Genomic DNA, 19767 nt, shown 5'->3' on the forward strand with positions numbered 1-19767 from the left:
GATGTCGGTGCCGGCTGCCAGAGCGGAGCCGGCAGTACCGGCCCGGCCGGGCACCCAGGCCGGCTTCACCACGCCGGACAAGGCGTTGGGCAAGGGTTGGCGGACGTCCACCGACGTCCTGGTGACCGGGGCCGGTGACACCGACGGCTACCACCTCTACCTGGCCAAGGAGTCCAACGCCTTCGGTTGGTCCACCCTCGCCACCCTGACGTCCAGTTCTGTCGCCGTCGGGCCGTGGACGGGTGCGGTCTGCGTGACCGGCTCCGGCCGCTACGCGGTCGCCGTCTTCGCACCGAAGAAGGCCGCCAACAAGCCGGCGCTCGCCCGCGCGGGAGCGTTGGCAGCGGTGGTGGAGATCGCCACCGGCAAGGCCACCCACGTGGCGACCGGGGTCGAACTCGCCTACTTCAATCCCGCCTGCGGCCCGGGAGACCGAGCGCTGCTGACCCGGTCTCTGGGTGACGACTTCACCCAGTCGACGGAACTGCTCACGATCGATGCCGCCCAGGGCAGGGTGACCGCGACCCGCCAGGTCAAGGGTCAACTGACCACGCCTGCGCCCGCACCGGACGGCGACTACGGGATCCTCGGTGGTCACCTCGTCCGTATCGACGACCGTGGCCGGGCGACCCGACTGGCCCAGCCTACGGGGCAGCCCTTCGGTCTCCAGGCCACCGCGCGCAACGGCATCGACATGGTCTCCGTGCACGGCAAGCAGGCGCTCGCCCAGCGTTTCCGTGCGGGCAAGCTGACCACCGTCGCGACCGGTCCGTGGGACAAGCTCCAGTTGTTCGGCCAGCGCGGTGGACGCAACGTGCTGGTCGGGCAGGCGCAGATGCGCGGCTCCGTGCCGGAACTGAGCGTCCTGCCAGCTGGCCGGCAGGTGCGGGCCGTCTCGGAGGCGGGACACCTCGTCGCCGAGGAGGTCGTCAACCAGCAGAGCATGAGGTCGGTCGGCCAGCCGCTGCGACCGGCCGACCCGGCCGACGCGGGTGAGGTGCGCGTCGTCGTCAGGGCAATGGCCACCGGCACGGAGTCCACTCGTACGCTCGACACGACCACCGCGCCCAAGCTGGACGTCGCGCTGGGCTCCCGTCCGTCCACGCCGGCCGGCGCGCGGGCGGCGAACGGGACCACCGGAGGCTTCGCCCCCAACTCGCTGACCCCCACCTGCGCCGTACCGCGCAACGACCCCAGGGTGCAGCCACTCCAGGTCAGCCCGGACATGGTGGAGTGGGCGGTCGACCAGGCGGTGCACGGCAGGCTCAACGTCAGCCGTCCGGCGAACTACCTGAAGGCCGGCCTGCCGGCCTACCAACCGCAGGTGCTCTTCCCGCGCCGCCAGATGATCGGCGGCGGAAAGGTCCCGGCCCAGGTCATGCTCGCCATCCTGGCTCAGGAGACGAACCTGTCCCAGGCGTCCTGGCACGTCGTACCCGGTGACACGGGCAACCCGCTGATCGCCAGCTACTACGGCAACGAGGGCAACCTCGACGTCATCGACTACAGCAAGACCGACTGCGGGTACGGGATTGGTCAGGTCACCGACGGCATGCGGGTGGGCAGCACGGTGTTCACCGAGACGCAGCGCCGGGCGATCGCCGTGGACTACGCGGCCAACATTGCCGCCGGCCTGAACATCCTGATCGAAAAGTGGAACCAGATGGCCGGCGAGCTCTCGCAGTACCAGAGCTACATGAACAACAACGACCCGACCTGGGTGGAGAACTGGTTCCTCGCGGCCTGGGCCTACAACAGCGGCTACTATCCGTACGCGAACCGCGACAGAAACAACGGACGGTGGGGCGTCGGCTGGTTCAACAACCCGGCCAACCCGCGGTACCCCGCCAACCGGGCACCGTTCCTGCGGCTGACGATGGCCGACGCGGAGCGGCCCAACGAGTGGGCGTACGCGGAGCGCATCATGGGTTGGGTGGAGACGCCCCAGCTCAAGGGTTTCCCGGTCATGTCCGGCGCGTACGCGGAGCCGGAGTACGGGGCGAACTCGCCGCGCACCGGCCCGCAGGGAATCAGGCAGGTGCTCTCCATCCCCGACCGGTACGAGTTCTGCTCGGCGGTCAACAACTGCTCGGAAGCCACCAACGGCTGCCCGGCCGACTCGGAGCTGTGCTGGTGGCACGGGGCGGCGAACTCGGGCAACTGCCTGTTGGAGGAGTGCGCGAAGGAGAAGCTGACCTTCGGTTCCGGTACGGCGGAGCCCGGGGTCAAGCGTATCTACGAGCGCAGCTGCGGGACTTTCACCGGCGACAAGAACGGCAATCGCAATCCGAACAAGCGGGTCTCCGTCGTCTACTCGTTGAACGACACCGCGCAGTACAACCTCGGATGTGCCGACGTTGGTCCCTCGGACGGCAAGTTCACGATGCGGTGGGGGTCGCCCGCCGGTGGCGGCACGGCTCCGTACGCCGCTGTCGACACGCACCAGATCGGCGCCGGCTACAAGGGCCACATCTGGTACACGTACGTGAACGCGAGCAACCCGAAACGCCGTGTCGTGGGGTCGTGGACTCCGAATCTCGACCTGGCCCCGGGTGAGCGGGCCCGGTACGACATCGTCGCCCACGTGCCCAGCCACGGCGCGGACTTTGACGGTGCCGAGTACCTGATCACCAGGGGTGCGGTCCTCCCGCAGGCGACGTGTGCGATCAACCTCGCCCTGGAGGCGGGCTGGGCGATTGGCGGAGACGGCTTCCCAATCCCCAACCCGAACCCCTATGACCTCGGCGATGACAAGTGGGTCTACCTGGGCTCGTACGAGCTGGGCCGAGGCGCCCAGGTGCAGCTGAACAACGTCGGGACCGCGACCACGAGCGGCTTCGACGCGGTCGCGTTCGACGCCGTGGCGTTCGTCCCGATCGGCAGCAACCCGGGCCACTCGTGCGGTGACGACTACTAGGCCGTTCAGAAGTGGATGTCGTCTGACCCCGACGTCGGCGGGTCGGTGACGGATAGGCGGCGAGGTCTCCGGTAGGCGGTCCAAGATTGGAAGGGACCCGACCGGAGACCTCGTGGCCACCTACAACCTCGTGCATGGTTGGACGTGGCGGACAGTCGCTTCTCAGCGGTGGGGTGGGGCTGGTAGGGCCTTGAGTGGCCTGGCGTCGGCTGTGCCCCGGGCCCGGCCCGTCGCCTGTCCGCCGGGCTACGCCTGCCGGCCCGCCCGGTAGGCCTCCGCGAGCCGCTTCGGCGCCCGGTCCTGCCACGCCTCGACGACCAGCTCGGTCAGATCGTCGAGGTCGATGCGGTCGAGCCGGACGAGGACCGCCGGGTAGCCGTCCAGGTGCGGGACGGTGAAGTAGACGGCGGGGCCGTCGGCGAGCAGCGCCTCCTTCGCGCCCAGTTCCGGCACCCGGGCCCCGAGGACGGGGCCATCCGGCGCGGCGTCGCCGAGGGCGTCGAGGTCGGCGCGGCGCAGCGGTCGCTCCCAGACGAACGACCGGTCGCGGACCTTCCACGCCGGCGCCCCCTGGTAGGACGGGTGCTCGCTCGTCTCCGGCAGCCCTGACGCGATGCGGCGGACGTCCTCCCAGGTGGCCATGGCCCGACCCTACGCCCGCCCTACGACATCCGGTGCCCGCGCGGCCGGCGCGGGAGCGGCCCGTGGACGTAGGCCGGGCAGCATCGGCAGCACTGTGACGACGAGGCAGAACGCCGCCATCACCAGCAGGGCGGGGACGAGGCCGAACGCGGTGACCGACCAGCCGCCCAGCAGCGCGCCCAGCGGTAGGCCGGCGAACGCCAGCGACCCGGCCAACCCGATCACCCGCGTCTGCAACGCGGCCGGCACCCGCTCGTAGATCGCCACGCCCAGCAGCGGGTTCACCGCCGCGATGCCGATGCCGGAGGCGAACGTCACCGCCAGCACGACGGCCAGTTCCTCGCTCAGCGCCAGGACCAGCAGCCGCGGGGCGCCGCCCAGCGCCGCGCCGACCGCGAAGGTCAGGTACGCAGGCAGCCGGGGACCGTACGCCGTGAACAGCAGGTTGCCCAGCAACGCGCCCGCCGAGAACGCGGCGAGCACCAGGCCCAGCCCGGCGGGGCCGCGCAGCACGTCGGCCACCCAGAGCGGGATGTAGACCGCGACGCTCGCGTTGACCACCATGTTCAGCGCCGCGATCACCAGCAGCATGGTCAGCAGCGTCCGGTCGCGGCCCAGGTGGCGGAACCCGCCCGCGAGAGCGCGCAGGTAGCCCTCCGGTGCGGCCGGTCCCGCCGGTGCGGCCGGCGGCCGGACCAGCAGCCCGACGAGCAGGGCGCACACGGCGAAGCTGGCGGCGTCGATGAGGAGTGCCCCCGTCACCCCGAACCACCAGACGAGCAGCCCGCCCAGCCCCGCGCCGAGCAGGGTGACCAGCCGGCCCAGCCCGTCGTAGACGGAGGTCAGCCGGAGCAGTCGTACGCCGGCGGCCTCGGCGGCCGGGCGGAACATCACGTGCTTGACCCGGTCGCCGACACCCCGCAGGGCACCCACCACCGCGACCAGGACGAGCAGCGCGTCGAAGCCGAGCCACGGGGTGAGGGCCACCGCCACCATCAGAGCGGCGCTGCCGGCGTCGGCCAGGATGGACGTGCGGCGCAGCCCGACCCGGTCCGCCCACGGCGTGCCCAGCGCGCTGGAGAGCAGGTAGGGCAGCGTCTCGGCGGCGGCCACCGCGCCCATCTTCGCGGGGCTGCCGGTGGTCTCCAGCACCAGCCAGGGGATGGCCACCACCGAGATCCGGCTGCCCAGGTTGGAGATCAGGTCGGCGGCGACCAGGACGGTCAGTTCCCGCCGGGGGGTCACGCCAGGCTGCCGATCGACGCCTCAGGGTGCTCGATCGAGGACGGGTGCTCCTCGGCGTGGCGGGCCCGCAGCGCGCGCTTGTCCACCTTCGCGGAGCGGTTGAGCGGCAGCCGGTCGACGAACTGGACCCCGCCCGGCGCCCAGGTGTCGCTGAGCTCGGCGGTCACCAGGTCGATCAGCTCCCGGGCGGTCACCGTCGCGCCGGGCGCCGGCACCACGAAGGCGTACGGCAGCTCGCCGGCCGCCTCGTCCGGCACGCCGATCACCGCCGCCGCCCGCACCTGCGGGTGCCCGGCCAGGACGTCCTCGATCGGGCGGGAGTGGATCGGCCAGCTGCGCCGCCGGGTGAGGATCCGGTCCTGCAACCGGTCGACCAGGTAGAGGTAGCCGTCGGCGTCGAGGTGCCCGACGTCGCGGGTGCGGACCCAGCCGTCGACCAGCGTCTCGGCGGTCAGCTCGGGCTGGCCGTGGTAGCCGGCGAAGCGCAGGTCGGTGTGCACCCACACCTCGCCGTCGGCGCCGGGCGGCAGCACCGTGCCGTCGTCGGCGCGGATCTCGACGCGTACGTCACCGTAGGGCCGCCCGCAGGAGCGCAGCCGCTGCGGGTGCGCCGGGTCGTCGGTCAGCCCCGGCAGGGCGGTGACCACGACGGCCTCGCTGAGGCCGTACACGATGCGCAGCACCGGCCCGAAGCGGGCGATCGCCTGACGCAGCCGGGCGGGCGCGGCGGGCCCGGCGCCCACGTTGAACATGAACATGGCGGAGAAGTCCGCGCCGTCCAGGGCCGGGTGGTCGAGCACCTCGTAGAGCATCGGCGGGGTGACGAAGGTGGAGTTGATCCGCTCCCGGTCGACGGTCGCGATGAACCCCGCCGCGTCCCAGCCGTCGCGCGGGAACAGCACCCCGCCGGTGAAGAGGTTGAACAGCGTGGTGATCTGGCCGCTGGCCAGCCACATCGGCGAGTGCGACAGGTGCCGCAGCGGCGGATGGCCGGCGGCGCGGAAGTCGACGGCCAGGGCGAGGATCTGGGTGTAGAAGCTCTCCCGGTGGTGCACCAGCTTCGGGGTGCCGGTGGTGCCGCTGGTCTGGAGGAAGGACTCCGGCGCCGGCGCCTCGGCCGGCAGGTCGACCGCCGGGGCGCCGGCGGCCGCGGCGACGAGGTCCGGACCCGCGCCGCCCGGCCCGAGACAGAGCACGGGTACGCCGGGCAGCCCGGCCGCCAGCTCCGGCCCGAGGCCGGCGGCGTCCCGGGCGTCGTAGACGAACGCGTCGGGACGGGCCAGCCGGACGAACTCGTCGACCTCCCGGCGGGACGTGACCGGGGCGATCCACATCGTCCGGCAGCCCAGCAGGTGCAGGGCGAGCTGCACCAGCGGCCCCTCCACGGGGTTGCCGAGCGCGAGCAGCACCGCCTGCCCCGGCCGTACGCCGTGCCCGAGCAACGCCGCGGCCAGCCCGCGCACCTGCGCGGCGACCTCGGCGTAGCTGAGCCGGTGTCCGTTTCCGACCAGCGCCTCCCGGTCGCCGAAGCCCGCGAACAGCTCCAGCGCCCGGTGCACGTAGCCGGCCCGTCGCTCCGGTCGGTCGGTCATCCGACAGCCCCCTCGCCGCAGAAGTGTGGCCGTGCCGGGCAGCCCGGGACGGCGCGGCGGCCGGGCGACCGCACCGCCGCCGTCCGTGAGCGTAGGTACCACCGGCTGTCACCGGACAGGGCCTGAACGGCGCTCCGGCCGGACCGGAGGACATTTGATCGCGTCGATCAGGTTGATTGACGGTCGTGAAACGGGGCGGCTAGGTTTCTGGACCATCGTCCAGGCGGTGCCGTCAGCGGACGGCCCTGGGCTGCCAACGATGGAGGTTCAATGTCGACCCCGAAGAGATGGCATGTCATCGCGTCCGCCGCCACCCTGCTCGTCGCCGGCACCCCGGCGATGGTGGCCAGCGCCGGCCCGGCCGACACCGAGGCGTCCCGCCAGCGCACGGTCTGGGCGGGCAGTTGGGCCGCCGCGGTCACCAGGGGAAACGCGACCGGCCTGACCAACAACGGCCTCAACGACCAGAGCGTACGGATGGTCGTGCACACCACCGTCGGCGGAGAGCGGTTCCGGGTCCGGCTGAGCAACTCCTACGGCGAGCAGGCCGTCCGGGTCGGCCGCGCCACCGTCGCGAAGCCGAACACCGCGACCCCCGACGACCTGTCCGACATCGACCCCTCGACCCTGCGGACGCTGACCTTCGGCGGCGCCACCTCGGCCACCATGAACCGGGGCGCCGAACTGGTCAGCGACCCCGTCGCGCTGCCCGTCGGCGACCAGCAGGACCTGGTCCTGACGGTGCACTTCCCGACCCCCACCGGCCCGGTGACCTTCCACGGCCAGTCCCGGCAGACCAACTTCATCGGTGCCACCGACCTGACCTCCGCCGCTGGCGGGGCCGGGTTCACGATCCGACCGAACTGCTGCTGGTTCTTCCTGTCCGGCATCGACGTGCAGCGGCGGCACAGCCCCGGCTCGGTGGTGGTCTTCGGCGACTCCATCGCCGACGGCAACGGCAGCACAGTCAACGCCAACAAGCGCTGGCCCGACCTGCTCGCCGACCGGCTCATCGACGCCCGCCCGGACGTCCGTACCCCGGGCGTGCTCAACCTCAGCCTCGCCGGCAACCGGCTCAACCACGAGGGCACCGAGCCCGGGGCGGGCGGCTTCCCCGGCTACCACGAGCTCGGACCGAACGCCCTGGCCCGGCTCGACGAGGACGTCTTCGCGCAGACCGACGCGCGGACCGTGATCACCCACCTAGGCATCAACGACGTCTGGATGTCGGGCGACTCCGCCGAGCAGATCATCGCCTCGCTGCGGCAGGTCAACCAGCAGGTGAAGGCGCGCGGCCTGCGCAGCCTCGTGTCGACGCTGACCCCGTACGAGGGGCACGGCAACCCGGGGGTGTGGACGCCCGAGAAGGAGGCCACCCGGCAGGCGGTGAACGCGTACCTGCGCGGCAGCGGCGAGTTCGACGGGCTGCTCGACTTCGACCGGGTGCTGCGCGATCCGGCGCAGCCGAGCCGGCTGCTGCCCGCGTACGACTCGGGGGACCACATCCACCCGAACGACGCCGGCAACCAGGCGCTGGCGGACGCCGTACCGCTGCGACTGCTCGGCCTGTGACACCGGCGCGGGCGGCGGGGCCACCCCGCCGCCCGCGCCACCGTTCCCTGGGGGGAGACCGGAGGACCGTGGACGTCACCCAGCTGTTGACCCGCCTCTACAGCGACGAGGGCCGGCAGGACCCGTACCCCTGCTACGCCGCCCTGCACGCGCTGGGGCCGGTGAACCCGGTGCCGGCGCGCGCGGAGCACCGCACGGTCGCCGCCGTCGCCGTCGGCTACGACCTGGTCAGCCAGGTGCTGCGCGACCCGCGGTGGTACAAGCAGGCCCCGCCGGACTGGCAGGAGCAGGAGGTGCTGCGCACCCTCCAGACCTCGATGATGTTCGTCAACCCGCCGCAGCACACGCGGATGCGGGCGGCCTTCGCGAGGAGCTTCACCCCGCGCCGGCTCGCCGCGCTGGAGCCGGTCGTGCACCGGGTCGTCGACGGGCTGCTCGACCGGATGGCCGACGCCGGCGACGCCGACCTCGACTTCGTGGCGGAGTTCGCGTACCCGCTGCCGGCCCTGGTGATGGCGGAGTTCATCGGCATCCCCGCCGGGGAGCTGGACTTCTACCGGCAGCGGGTGGAACGGATCGACGAGTTCCTGGACGTGGCCGGCGCGACCCCGCAGCGGCTCACCGCCGCCAACACCGCCGCCGCCGAGCTGCGCGACTTCTACGCCGAGCTGATCGCCCACCGGCGCCACCGGCCCGGCGACGACCTGATCAGCGCCCTGGTCGAGGCGGTCGACGCAGGCGACGTGGAGCTGACCGTCGACGAGCTGGTGAGCAACCTGATCGTGCTGTTCAACGCCGCCTTCGTCACCACCGTCTACATGTTCTCCAACGGGCTGCCGCTGCTGCTGGCCCACCCCGACGTGGCCGCCGCGCTGCCCGGCGACGACGCGTTGACCCGGGGTGCGGTCGAGGAGATCCTGCGGCTGGAGGCGCCCGTGCACTTCCTGGCCCGGGCCGCGCCCCGCGACAGCGAGGTCGGCGGGGTGCCGGTCGGGCGGGACCGCAACGTCCTGCTGATCCTCGCCGCCGCCAACCGCGACCCGGCCCGCTTTCCCGACCCGGACCGTTTCGACCCGCGCCGGAGCGGACCGCCGTCGCTGGCCTTCGGCGCCGGCCCGCACTTCTGCCTCGGCGCGGCGGTGTCCCGGCTGGAGGGTCGCCTCGCGCTGCCCAGGCTGCTGGCCCGCTTCCCCGGGCTCACCGTCGCCGAGGCGCCGACGTACAGCGGCAGCCTCTTCCTGCGCGGCGTCGACAGGCTGGCCGTACACACCCGAGGAGGACCCGCGTGAGCATCCATCCGCAGGTGGCGGCGTACCGGGCCGCCCGCGAGGCGGCCGGCACCCCGCCGCTGTACTCCCAGAGCCTGGCCGAGGCCCGCGCCGCCGACCTCGCCGCGATCCGCGCCAGCGGCGGCGCGGTCGAGCCGGTGCACGAGGTACGCGACACGCACGTGCCCGGCCCGGCCGGCGACCTGCCGGTGCGCGTCCACCGGCCGGCGGGGGAGGGGCCGCTGCCCACCCTGGTCTACTTCTTCGGCGGCGGGTGGACCCTCGGTAGCGTGGACACCGCCGACGGCATCTGCCGACGGCTGGCCAACGCCGTGCCCTGCCAGGTGGTCACCGTCGGCTACCGACTGGCCCCGGAGCATCCCTTTCCCTCCGCCGTGCACGACTGCCACGCGGCCACCCGGTGGATCGCCGACAACCCTGCGGAGTTCGGCGTCGACCCGCTGCGCGTGGCGGTCGGCGGGGACAGCGCCGGCGGCAACCTCGCCGCCGCCGTCACCCTGCTGGCCCGCGAGCGCGGCGGGCCACGGTTCGCCGCCCAGCTGCTGGTGTACCCGAACACCGACCAGAGCGCCGACCCCAGGGGCGACGCCGAGGACCCGCTGCTGTTCAACCGCCGCTCGGTGGCCTGGTACCGGGGTCACTACCTCGCCGACCCCGCCGACGCGCGGCACCCGCTGGCGTCACCGCTGCTCGCCGCCGACCTGGCCGGCCTGCCGCCGGCGCTGGTGATCACCGCCGAGCACGACCCGCTGCGCGACGAGGGGGAGCGGTACGCGCACCGGCTGCGCGGGGCCGGCGTGCCGACCACCCTCACCCGGTACGCCGGCATGATCCACGGCTTCTTCGCCATGCCGGGGGCGTTCGACGACGGCCGGCACGCCCAGGACCAGGCCGCGGCGTTCCTGCGCGACCGGTTCGCCGCGGCGGGCGGTGCCGGTGGGGAGGGAGACCGGTGATGGTCGAGGGCGTGTCGTCGGGGTCGGACCTGCCGGCGGCGGAGCCGTCGCCGGCCAGCCTGGCCGACTTCGCGGGAGCGGCCCGGGCGGTGCTGCCGCCCGACGTGTGGGACTACGTCGACGGCGGCAGTGGTGCCGAGACCACGCTCGCCGCCAACCGCCGCGCGCTGGACCGGGTGGCCGTGCTGCCCCGGGTGCTGCGCGGCGTGCACACACCCCGCACCGAGGCGCGGCTGCTCGGCACGTCGTACGCCCTGCCGGTGGCGGTGGCGCCGATGGCGTACCAGCGCCTGGTGCACCCAGACGGGGAGCTGGGGCTGGCCGCGGCCGCGGGCGCGGCCGGCGTGCCGTACGTGGCCAGCACCCTGAGCAGCGTGCCGATCGAGCAGATCGCCGGGACTGGCGCGAGCGTCTGGTTCCAGCTGTACTGGCTGCGCGACCGGGCTCTGGTCGCCGACCTGCTGGACCGGGCGCACGCGGCGGGCTGCACGGCGCTGACGGTCACCGTGGACGTGCCGATCCTCGGCCCACGGCGGCGCGACGTGCGCAACGCGTTCGCCATCCCGCCGCACGTCGTGGCGGCCAACCTGCCCGCCGGCCGCGACGACCTCGCGCACACCGCCGCCCCGGGCGTCTCCGCCATCGCCGCGCACACCGGCGAGGTCTTCGCACCCGCGCTGACGTGGGCCGACCTGGACTGGCTGCGCGGCCGTACCGCCCTGCCACTGGTCGTCAAGGGCGTGCTGGACCCGCGCGACGCGGAGCTGGCGGTGGCCGCCGGCGCGGACGCCGTGGTGGTCTCCAACCACGGTGGCCGCCAGCTCGACGGCGCACCGGCCACCGCGACCGTGCTGCCGGAGGTGGTGGCGGCGGTGGCCGACCGGTGCGAGGTGCTGCTGGACAGCGGCGTACGCGACGGCTTCGACGTGCTGCGCGCGCTGGCCCTCGGCGCGCGGGGGGTGCTGGTCGGCCGGCCCATGCTGTGGGCGCTCGCCGCCGGCGGCGAGGCCGGGGCGCGCACGGCGCTTGAGCTGCTGGCCGGCGAGTTCCGCGACGCCCTGGCGCTGGCCGGCTGCGCCGACCCCGAGGCGGCCCGCGAGCTGCGCGTGATCAGGGAGGGCTGACCGGTGACGGAGACGGTGGACCTGCGCGTGGCCGACCTGCACCCGGCGGTCGACGACCCGGCGCTGAACTCCATGAACTTCCTCAACGAGGTGGCCCAGCACTACCCCGACGCGGTGTCGCTGGCGGCCGGCCGGCCGTACGAGGAGTTCCTCGACGTCGCGGCGCTGCACCGGCACCTGGACAGGTTCCGCCGGCACCTGGCCGACGACCTCGGGCAGAGCCCCGCGCAGGTGCACCGCACGCTGTTGCAGTACGGCCGCACCAAGGGCATCGTGCACCACCTCGTCGCCCGCAACCTCGCCGTCGACGAGGACGTCACGGTCGACCCGGAGGCGATCGTGGTGACCGTCGGCTGCCAGGAGGCGATGTTCCTGGTACTGCGGGCGCTGCGGGCCGACCCGCGCGACGTGCTGCTCGCCGTCGCACCGACGTACGTGGGGCTGACCGGCGCCGCCCGGCTGCTGGACCTGCCGGTGCGGCCGGTACGGGGCGGTCCCGCCGGCATCGACCTGGCCGACCTGCGCGAGCAGGTACGCGTGGCCCGGGCGGCGGGGCTGCGCCCGCGCGCCTGCTACGTGATGCCGGACTTCGCCAACCCGTCCGGCACCAGCATCGGCCTGACCGACCGGCGGCGGCTGCTCGACCTGGCCGCCGAGGAGGACCTGCTGCTGCTGGAGGACAACCCGTACGGCCTCTTCCCCGCCCCGCACGCCGGGCGGCTGCCCACCCTCAAGGCGCTGGACTCCGCGCGACGGGTCGTCTACCTGGGCTCCTTCGCCAAGACGGTGCTGCCGGGCGCCCGCGTGGGCTACGTGGTCGCCGACCAGCGCGTCGCCGGCGCGGACGGCACGGTGAGTCTCCTCGCCGACCAGCTTGCCAAGATCAAGAGTATGGTCACGGTGAACACGTCGGCGATCGCCCAGGCGGTGGTCGGCGGGGCGCTGCTGGAGCACGGGTGCAGCCTGGTGGCGGCCACCGTCCGGGAGCGGGCGGCGTACGGTCGAAACCTGCGCCACCTGCTCGACGGCCTGGCCCGGCGCTTCCCGGCGGGGACCTCGCCGGTGCGGTGGAACGTCCCGGCCGGCGGCTTCTTCGTCGTGCTCACCGTGCCGTTCGGCGTCGACGACGCCCTGCTGCACCGGTCCGCCCGCGAGTACGGGGTGCTCTGGACGCCGATGGCGCACTTCTACGCCGCCGGTGCCCCCGTCGACGCGCTGCGGCTGTCGGTCAGCGCCGTCACCCCGGACGAGATCGACCTCGGGCTGGACCGGCTGGCCGCGCTGGTCGCCGACGAGACGGCCCGCCGGGCGGCGACCGCCGAGGTGGGATGACACACCGCGTTCACCGCATGGCAAAGCGCGACCACCCGTGTTTCGTCGTCCTGGGTGGACACTCATAATGGACGCCATGGTCGCCTGGGAGTACGCGTTGCTGGTCCGCCGTTATCAGGGGCAGGGCCGCGCCTTTCACGTCAGCTTCACCTGGTACGGCCCGGACGGGTCGCGCCGGGACATCACGGCGTACGGCGACACGGCGATCGCGCACCTCAACCGGGCCGGCCGGGAGGGCTGGGAGCTGGTCTCCGCCGCCGAGGACGTCAACAACGTCCAGGGCAGCACCGAGGTGCACCGCTACCACCTGAAGCGGCCGGTGGGCTGACCGGGCGCTGCGAAGCCTCGGCGTGGCCTTGCCGGTAGGCGGGTGAGGTTCCTCGTTTCCGGGACCGCCGGACCTGTCGGGTAGTCGACTCGCTACCGCAATGGATTGGCAAGTGTCGCTATCTTGGGTGGTTCGCCGACCTTGACGGGGGAGACTCATGGAAGCGGTTACCTGCGTGCTGCCGAAGATGTGCTGCGGTGGGTGAGGGCCAGCCCGGCCATACGGTCGAGGTGCCTCTGGGGGATGGCGAAGGCGTCGTCAGGGTCCAGGTGGACGAGGTGGACGAGAGCCTGGTGCGGGTCGGCCGTGGTGGTCGTGCGATGGCACGGGCTGAGCAGTCGCTTGGGCAGATGCTTGAGGTCGTCCGCCCGGTGGCGGACGCCTTCGTCGGCCAGTGCCGTGCGATGGCTCAGCTCCCGGACGAGGCAACGCTGGAGTTCGGCCTGTCCCTGTCGTCCGATGCGAAGATCGTCATCGCGGGTGTCTCGACGGCTGCCAACTTCTCAGTGAGTCTCACCTGGAACAGGAGAGACGAGGGCGATCCGGCTGGCGGTCCGCAAGGAATCTGACCACACGAGCTTCATCGCGCGGGGAGGTCGACGTGCCCGGAGAGAGGCGTCGTGGAGCGCCGGAGCCGGAGCTGGCACTGGCGTCGGCGGTGGTTCGGGTCATCGGTCCGGACGGCACCGTCGGCGGTGCCGGCTTCGTTGTCGCCCCGGACCTCGTCCTCACCTGCGCTCATGTGGTGTCCGACGCGCTCGGCCTGCCTCGCGAGGCAGCGCCGGACGTCGAGGCCCAGGTGATCGTCGAGCTGCCGCTGGCCGATAGCGACCGGAACGCGTGCCGGGGGACGGCGGAGGTGTGGCGGTGGGTGCCGATCCGCGCTGACCAGAGCGGGGACGTGGCCGTGCTGCGGTTGCGCGCCGCGCTTCCCGGTGCACGCCCGCTGCCGATGGTCGACGCCGAGAGTGTGTGGGACCACGAGACGCGGGTGGTGGGATTCACCGACGACCATCCGGACGGGATCTGGCATCGAGGAAGGTTCCGTGGGCGCACCGGGCGTGGCTGGGTACAGCTGTCGCGGGCGGACGGGCAGGCCAGCCACATCAAGCGAGGCTTCAGCGGCAGCCCCGTCTGGGACGACGACCTGGGCGCGGCGGTCGGCATGGTGGTCGCGGCCCAGCCGGTGCGCGAGGCACAGCAGGCGTTCGTCATGCGTACGAAGACACTGGCGCGGGAGATACCCGAACTGGGTGACGTGCTTGTCCCGGCGACGCCCTTTCGTGGACTTGCCACCTTCCAGGAAGCCGACGCGGAAGTCTTCTTCGGCCGCGACGACGAGGCGACGCAGGTGGTCACCGCGCTGCGGGGGACGGAGCCGAGCGTCATCCTCTACGGTCCTTCAGGCTGCGGCAAGTCGTCGCTTGCGCTCGCCGGTGTGGTACCGAGGATGCGTCGGGCCGGCTACGACGTCCTGGTGGTCGACGCCGGCCGCATCACGTCCCCGAGAGCGGCGATCGCGACGGAACTCTTCGAGACGGTGCGTGCGGGATGGCCCGACTCCGGCTGGGTGGACAGCGCCGATCAGGTGGAACGCTGGTTGTGCGAGTTGGGGATCACGGACACCTTCCACCGGGCCACAGGGCGATCGGCGGCCCGCCTGCTGGTCGTCCTCGACCAGGCCGAAGCCCTGCTGAACCGTTCAGAGTCGGAGATCGCCGAGACCGTCGCGCTGCTGTTCCCGCACCGGCAACCGACCAACCTGCGGGTCCTGGCCACCCTGCGCGCCGACTTCATGGACTCCGCATTGAGTCACGAGCACCTGGGGTCCGTACTACGTCGCGGGGTGACGCTACCACTGACCCCGATGACCCGCGACCAGCTGCACCAGGTGGTGACCGAGCCACTCGGGCGGATACCTGTGGTCGAGTACGACCCCGGGCTGGAACGGCGCATTCTGGACGACGCGGGCGGCGAGCCGGGGGTTCTGCCGCTGCTCGGCTTCGTCCTGGCGCGGCTGTGGGACAGACGGGCCGCCGGGCGCCTTCGAGCCGAGACCTACAACGATCTTGGTGGTGTGACCGGTGCGCTGCGGCTACACGCCGAACAGGCGTGGCGGGAGTGCGTCAGCGCCGAGACCGAGGTGGAGGCTCGGCGGCTGCTCACCGGACTGGTACGGCTGCTGCCGGGTGGTGAGGCTCCACTGCGGCGGGTGCTGACGCGCGAGGAGGCCGGCGAGGAACGCTGGCGCCTCGCGCTCGCGTTCGCCGAGCGGCGCCTGCTGGTCCTGTCCGGTGCCGACGGCCGCCCGGAGAGCGCGGAGTTGGCGCACGAAGCGCTGGTCACGGCGTGGCCGGCGTTGGCGGAGCAGGTCCGGGCCGATGCCGAGTTCCTCGCGGGGCGTGCGGAGGTGCAGCACGACCTGGAGCGATGGCGCAGGGCCGATAGCTCGGCCGATCTGCTACCCGGCGCCCTTCAGCTCGCGGCCCTGGAGACGCGGTTGCGGGGGCGCGAGGCGGATCTCACCGGCGAGCAGCGGCATTTCCTGGCCCAGGCCCACCGTCGGCGACGCGCGCAGCGGGTCCGGGTGCGTGCGGGATGGACTGCCGCAGGTCTGGTCCTCGCCCTGGTCGTCGGACTGGGCACGTTCCTGGTGCAGGAGTCGAAGGTGAGGGCTCAGCGGGAGGCGGAGGGTCGGTCGCGGGCGCTGGCGGTCCAGTCGGACGAGTTGACCGGCACCAACCCGGGGGCGGCCGTCCTGGCCGCGCTCGCGGGGTACGGGATCGCGCCGACGCAGGAGGCTCGTAGCGCGTTGATGCGCGGGTACCTGGAACTCAAGGACGCGGCGTGGACCCTGACCGACGCCGAAGGGAACATCGCGGCGGCGGCGACGAGCGCCGACGCGGCAGTGACGTTGGTGACGACCGAGAGCGGCCGGGCCACCCTCTTCGTCCGGACGGCCGAGGGCCGGGTGCGGCAGGAGCAGCTTCGGTTGGCTGACAATGCTCTGTCTCCGGCGGTGAGCCGGGACGGCCGGCGGATCGCCTACCTGCGCGACGCGGACGGTGTGATCGCCTGGCACGACGTGACGCCCACGGGTGAGCAGCTGGCAGGGCCCGCGCACCCGCTACAGGGCGCACTCGAGGAACGCTCCCTGGGCGCCACCCACATCATGGACTTCTCGCCGGAGGCCCGCAGACTGGTCGCGGTGCCGGCGGCGGATTCGAAACGGCCGGGGCAGGTTTGGGACCTGGAAACGGGACAGCCACGGACCCTACCGGCCCAGGTCTCCGGGCTCACGAACGTGTGGTTCGGGCCGAACGAGGAGACGCTGGTGGCGCACCGCGCCGGAGCGGGACAGGCCTCGATGGCGACGGTCGACATCTACTCCGGCACCGTACGTGACCTGGCCGGCGCCGTCGACTACTCGGGCAACGCGGTGTCGGCTGACGGCAGCGTGGCGGTCGTGTGCCGGCAGGAGGGCACCGCTCCCGACTCGATCGGAGCGGCCCACTACCAGGCTGTCCGTGTGGCGGACGGACAGGTGCTCAGTCGCTACCGCCGTGGAGACGACACCTCCTGTCGGGAAGTGGCGGTGGACGCCAGGGGTGAGCGCTTCGCCGTGTTGGTGCGGACCGGCGAGTGGGACCTCGTCGACGCCACGACGGCGCCGGACGGCGCAGTGCGGTTCTTCGGGCCCGACTCGCTGGAGAGGATCGCCCACCTGCCCCTGCTGGGGACCGCCCACGAGCCTGTCGTGGTCACCCGGAACGACAGCATGGTGACCGGCTGGGCGCTCGTGAAGGACACCGGTGACGTCGCGTACAGCCCGCCGAAGCTGCTGGGCGACGGGAGCACGATGGTGGTCCGCGTGGGGAAGGACGGCGACAGACTGCGGATCATGGAGACGGAAGGGGCGCAGCGGACCATCGCCGAAGTGGTCAGCGATGCCCGGACGCCGCCGGACGCGAAGCAGCCCCTCCAGGTCAACAACGCCGAGACTCTGGTGGCAGACGTGTCCGACCACCACCGGATCTCTGTGCGGGCACTGCCGTCGCTGCGCCAGGTGGCCGAGTTCACCACTGCGGCACCACCCGTCGACGCCGACGGGAAACCGGAGCTGCTGCAGTTCCTCTTTCACAGCGACGAGCGGCTGGTGACCCAATCCGGCACCCGGGTCGAGTACTGGGACGCCCGCGCGGGGCGCCGCCTGGCGCCGTCGATCGACCTGCGCGAGCTTGGGCTCACCAGCGGCGCGGACCAACCGACCTACTTCGTGGGCCGCCACTCCCTTCCCGGGCACGCGGCAGTCACCGTTACCGGCGAACCGGAGGTGTACGCCATCAATCTGCTCACTGGCGAGGAGGCCAAGGAGCATCGAGTACGCCTCGGCAACGATCTCCTCGTGGCTGTCCCGCTGGGGGATCCGCGCTACCTGGTGGTGATGACCACAGGCCGGATGGTGGAGTTGTGGTCGGTGCACCGCGGGCGACCGTCGCAGCGGGTGGCCGGCCCGCTCGGGCCGCTGAGGGAGAACCGGTGGGTGGCGGGCGGTACCGGAGGGGCCGGGTTCTTCCTGGCCAACAGGAACTCCATACGCCTGTTGCAGGCTGACGATCCCGGCTATCGGGAGACGTACGTCTTCGCGGAGGACGAGGGCTTCCTCGCCGCCACGAAAGGCGGCACGTCGGTGCTGTACTCGCCTCCGGTGGGAGGCCGTCTGAAACTGCTCCGCCTCGATCCCGCGCTCTGGCAGGGGCACCTGTGCGCCGTTGTCGGTCGTGAGCTGACCGACGACGAACGCGAAGGGCTCTCCCGGGGCCTGCCAACCCGGATCTGCCCTTCCTGACCTGCCGGGCCTCGCGGTGCGGCTGCTGGTCGCGCTTCACCGTGCCGGCACCCCCGTACCCGGCCCTCGTCCCCAGCGCCACCCGGTCCTTCGGCACCGGTAGCGTTTCCTCCCGCCGCCGCTGACCGGCCGTCCGCCCGGGCACCGGCGCGTCGCGGCGAAAGGAGCAGCGGTGACACAGCCGGCGGCCGGCCCACCCCGGTACGTCGTCGGGGTCGACTTCGGCACCCTCTCCGGTCGGGCCGTCGTGGTCGACGTGGCCGACGGCACCGTACGGGGCGAGGCCGTCCACGCGTACCGGCACGGGGTGATCATCGAGCGGCTGCCCGACGGGACGCCGCTGCCGCCGGACTGGGCGTTGCAGCACCCCGACGACCACCGCGAGGTGCTCCGCGTCGCGGTGCCCGCCGCGCTGCGCGCCGCCGGGGTCCGGCCCGAGGACGTGTGCGGCATCGGCGTCGACGCCACCTCCTGCACGATGCTGCCCACCCTCGCCGACGGCACCCCGCTGTGCGAGCTGCCCGACCTGGCCGGGCGGCCGCACGCGTACCCGAAGCTGTGGAAGCACCACGCGGCCCAGCGGCAGGCCGACCGGATCAACGACGTCGCCGCCGCGCGCGGCGAGAGCTGGCTGCCCCGCTACGGCGGCCGGGTCTCCGCCGAGTGGCAGCTCGCCAAGGCGCTGGAGGTGCTCCAGGAGGACCCGGCCGTCTTCGAGCGGGCGGAGCGGTTCATCGAGGCCGCGGACTGGCTGGTCTGGCAGCTCTGCGGCCGGGAGACCCGCAACGTCCCGGCCGCAGGCTACAAGGGGCTACGGCAGGACGGGCGGTACCCGTCGGCGGAGTTCCTGCGCGCCCTGCACCCCCGCCTCGACGGGCTGCTGCCCCGCGTCGACGGCCCGCTCGTACCGGCGGGTGCCCAGGCCGGCCGGCTGACCGCCGACGCCGCCCGGTGGACCGGGCTGCCGGCCGGGACCGCCGTCGCGGCGGGCGCCATCGACGCGCACGTCACCGCCGCGGCGGCCCGCGCGGTCGAGCCCGGCCGGATGCTCGCGGTGCTCGGCACCTCCACCTGCCTGATCATGAACGCGGAGACGTACCGCGAGGTGCCCGGCGTCTGCGGCGTGGTCGACGGCGGCGTCACCGCCGGGGCGTGGGGCTACGAGGCGGGGCAGAGCGGGGTCGGCGACATCTTCGCCTGGTACGCCCGCAACGCCCTGCCGGCCCACTACGCCGACGAGGCACGCCGCCGGGGGATCAGCCCGTACGAGCTGCTGGACACCCTCGCCGCCGACCAGCCGGTGGGCGGCCACGGGCTGCTGGCCCTGGACTGGCACAGCGGCAACCGCTCGGTGCTGATGGACCACGAGCTGAGCGGCGTGCTGGTCGGGCTGACCCTCGCCACCCGGCCGGAGGAGATCTGGCGGGCGCTGCTGGAGGCCACCGCCTTCGGCGCCCGGACCGTCGTCGACGCGTTCACCGCCGCCGGGGTGACGGTCGACGAGCTGACCGTGGCCGGCGGGCTGACCGACAACCGGCTGTTGCTGCGGATCTACGCCGACGTGCTCAACCGGCCGCTGCACGTGCTCGACTCCGCCCACCCGGCGGCGCTGGGCGCGGCCATCCACGCGGCGGTCGCCGCCGGGGCGTACCCGGACGTGCCGGCCGCCTCGGCGGCGATGGGCGCCGGCCGGCGCGAGACCTGGCACCCCGATCCGGCCCGATCGGCGGCCTACGACGAGCTGTACGCCGAGTACCGCGCCCTGCACGACCACTTCGGCCGGGGCGGCACCGACGTCCTGCACCGCCTTCGCGCCCTGCGCCACCACCCCCACTAGCCCTCCGGTCCCCCCACCCCGCCCCGCCGCCCTGGGGCGGGTAGGGACGGGGACGCCCCCGCTCGTGGGTCGGGCGGGGGCGTC

13 protein-coding genes are annotated in these 19767 nt (G+C 73.1%); 10 read left to right on the plus strand and 3 right to left on the minus strand.

All coding sequences use genetic code 11. The annotated features are described in order from the left end of the window. The first annotated feature begins 1 nt into the window (after position 1). Positions 2-2917 carry a hypothetical protein gene (locus tag GA0070610_RS11285; RefSeq protein ID WP_089003423.1) on the plus strand — a complete coding sequence of 972 codons (2916 nt, stop codon included), beginning with the start codon at positions 2-4 and terminating at the stop codon, positions 2915-2917. Between the two features lie 246 nt (positions 2918-3163). Here GA0070610_RS11285 and GA0070610_RS11290 read toward each other — a convergent pair whose 3' ends face one another. From GA0070610_RS11290 to GA0070610_RS11300, 3 genes are read right to left on the minus strand one after another with little or no spacing between them, the layout of a single operon-like run. Next, positions 3164-3559, minus strand: coding sequence for an MmcQ/YjbR family DNA-binding protein (locus GA0070610_RS11290; protein WP_088999986.1), 396 nt, complete (start codon positions 3557-3559; stop codon positions 3164-3166). A gap of 9 nt (positions 3560-3568) precedes the next feature. Beyond that, positions 3569-4804, minus strand: a complete 1236-nt coding sequence (locus tag GA0070610_RS11295; RefSeq protein ID WP_088999987.1) for an MFS transporter — start codon at positions 4802-4804, stop codon at positions 3569-3571. Continuing rightward, the gene (locus tag GA0070610_RS11300) at positions 4801-6396 is read right to left on the minus strand and encodes a class I adenylate-forming enzyme family protein (RefSeq protein WP_088999988.1); all 1596 of its coding nucleotides are present in this window, start codon (positions 6394-6396) and stop codon (positions 4801-4803) included. The genes GA0070610_RS11295 and GA0070610_RS11300 overlap by 4 nt, the downstream gene beginning before the upstream one ends. 297 nt (positions 6397-6693) lie before the next feature. Here GA0070610_RS11300 and GA0070610_RS11305 point away from each other — a divergent pair, with 297 nt between their 5' ends. The 9 genes from GA0070610_RS11305 (at position 6694) to GA0070610_RS11345 (ending at position 19683) form a co-directional block, all read left to right on the plus strand. After that, positions 6694-7968: an SGNH/GDSL hydrolase family protein gene (locus GA0070610_RS11305; RefSeq protein WP_172896665.1), complete on the plus strand. Its 1275-nt coding sequence runs from the start codon at positions 6694-6696 to the stop codon at positions 7966-7968. Positions 7969-8036: 68 nt separating this feature from the next. Beyond that, a complete protein-coding gene (locus GA0070610_RS11310; protein ID WP_088999990.1) occupies positions 8037-9257 on the plus strand; it encodes a cytochrome P450 in 1221 nt (406 codons plus the stop codon). After that, positions 9254-10213, plus strand: a complete 960-nt coding sequence (locus GA0070610_RS11315; RefSeq protein ID WP_088999991.1) for an alpha/beta hydrolase — start codon at positions 9254-9256, stop codon at positions 10211-10213. Before GA0070610_RS11310 ends, GA0070610_RS11315 begins: the two co-directional genes overlap by 4 nt. Next, positions 10213-11337, plus strand: a complete 1125-nt coding sequence (locus tag GA0070610_RS11320) for an alpha-hydroxy acid oxidase (RefSeq protein WP_088999992.1) — start codon at positions 10213-10215, stop codon at positions 11335-11337. The genes GA0070610_RS11315 and GA0070610_RS11320 overlap by 1 nt, the downstream gene beginning before the upstream one ends. Before the next feature lie 3 nt (positions 11338-11340). Next, the gene (locus tag GA0070610_RS11325) at positions 11341-12669 is read left to right on the plus strand and encodes an aminotransferase-like domain-containing protein (protein ID WP_088999993.1); all 1329 of its coding nucleotides are present in this window, start codon (positions 11341-11343) and stop codon (positions 12667-12669) included. A gap of 67 nt (positions 12670-12736) precedes the next feature. Next, complete coding sequence (locus tag GA0070610_RS11330; RefSeq protein WP_088999994.1) at positions 12737-12997, plus strand: hypothetical protein; 261 nt, start codon at positions 12737-12739, stop codon at positions 12995-12997. Between the two features lie 197 nt (positions 12998-13194). Beyond that, positions 13195-13566 (plus strand): CU044_2847 family protein, encoded by a 372-nt coding sequence (locus GA0070610_RS11335; protein ID WP_088999995.1) that lies wholly within the window; start codon positions 13195-13197, stop codon positions 13564-13566. Positions 13567-13655: 89 nt separating this feature from the next. Beyond that, the gene (locus GA0070610_RS11340; protein ID WP_231926183.1) at positions 13656-17846 is read left to right on the plus strand and encodes an nSTAND1 domain-containing NTPase; all 4191 of its coding nucleotides are present in this window, start codon (positions 13656-13658) and stop codon (positions 17844-17846) included. Between the two features lie 172 nt (positions 17847-18018). Beyond that, complete coding sequence (locus tag GA0070610_RS11345; RefSeq protein ID WP_088999997.1) at positions 18019-19683, plus strand: ribulokinase; 1665 nt, start codon at positions 18019-18021, stop codon at positions 19681-19683. The last annotated feature ends 84 nt before the right edge of the window (positions 19684-19767 follow it).

The organism is Micromonospora echinofusca (genome assembly GCF_900091445.1).
Lineage (GTDB): Bacteria > Actinomycetota > Actinomycetes > Mycobacteriales > Micromonosporaceae > Micromonospora > Micromonospora echinofusca.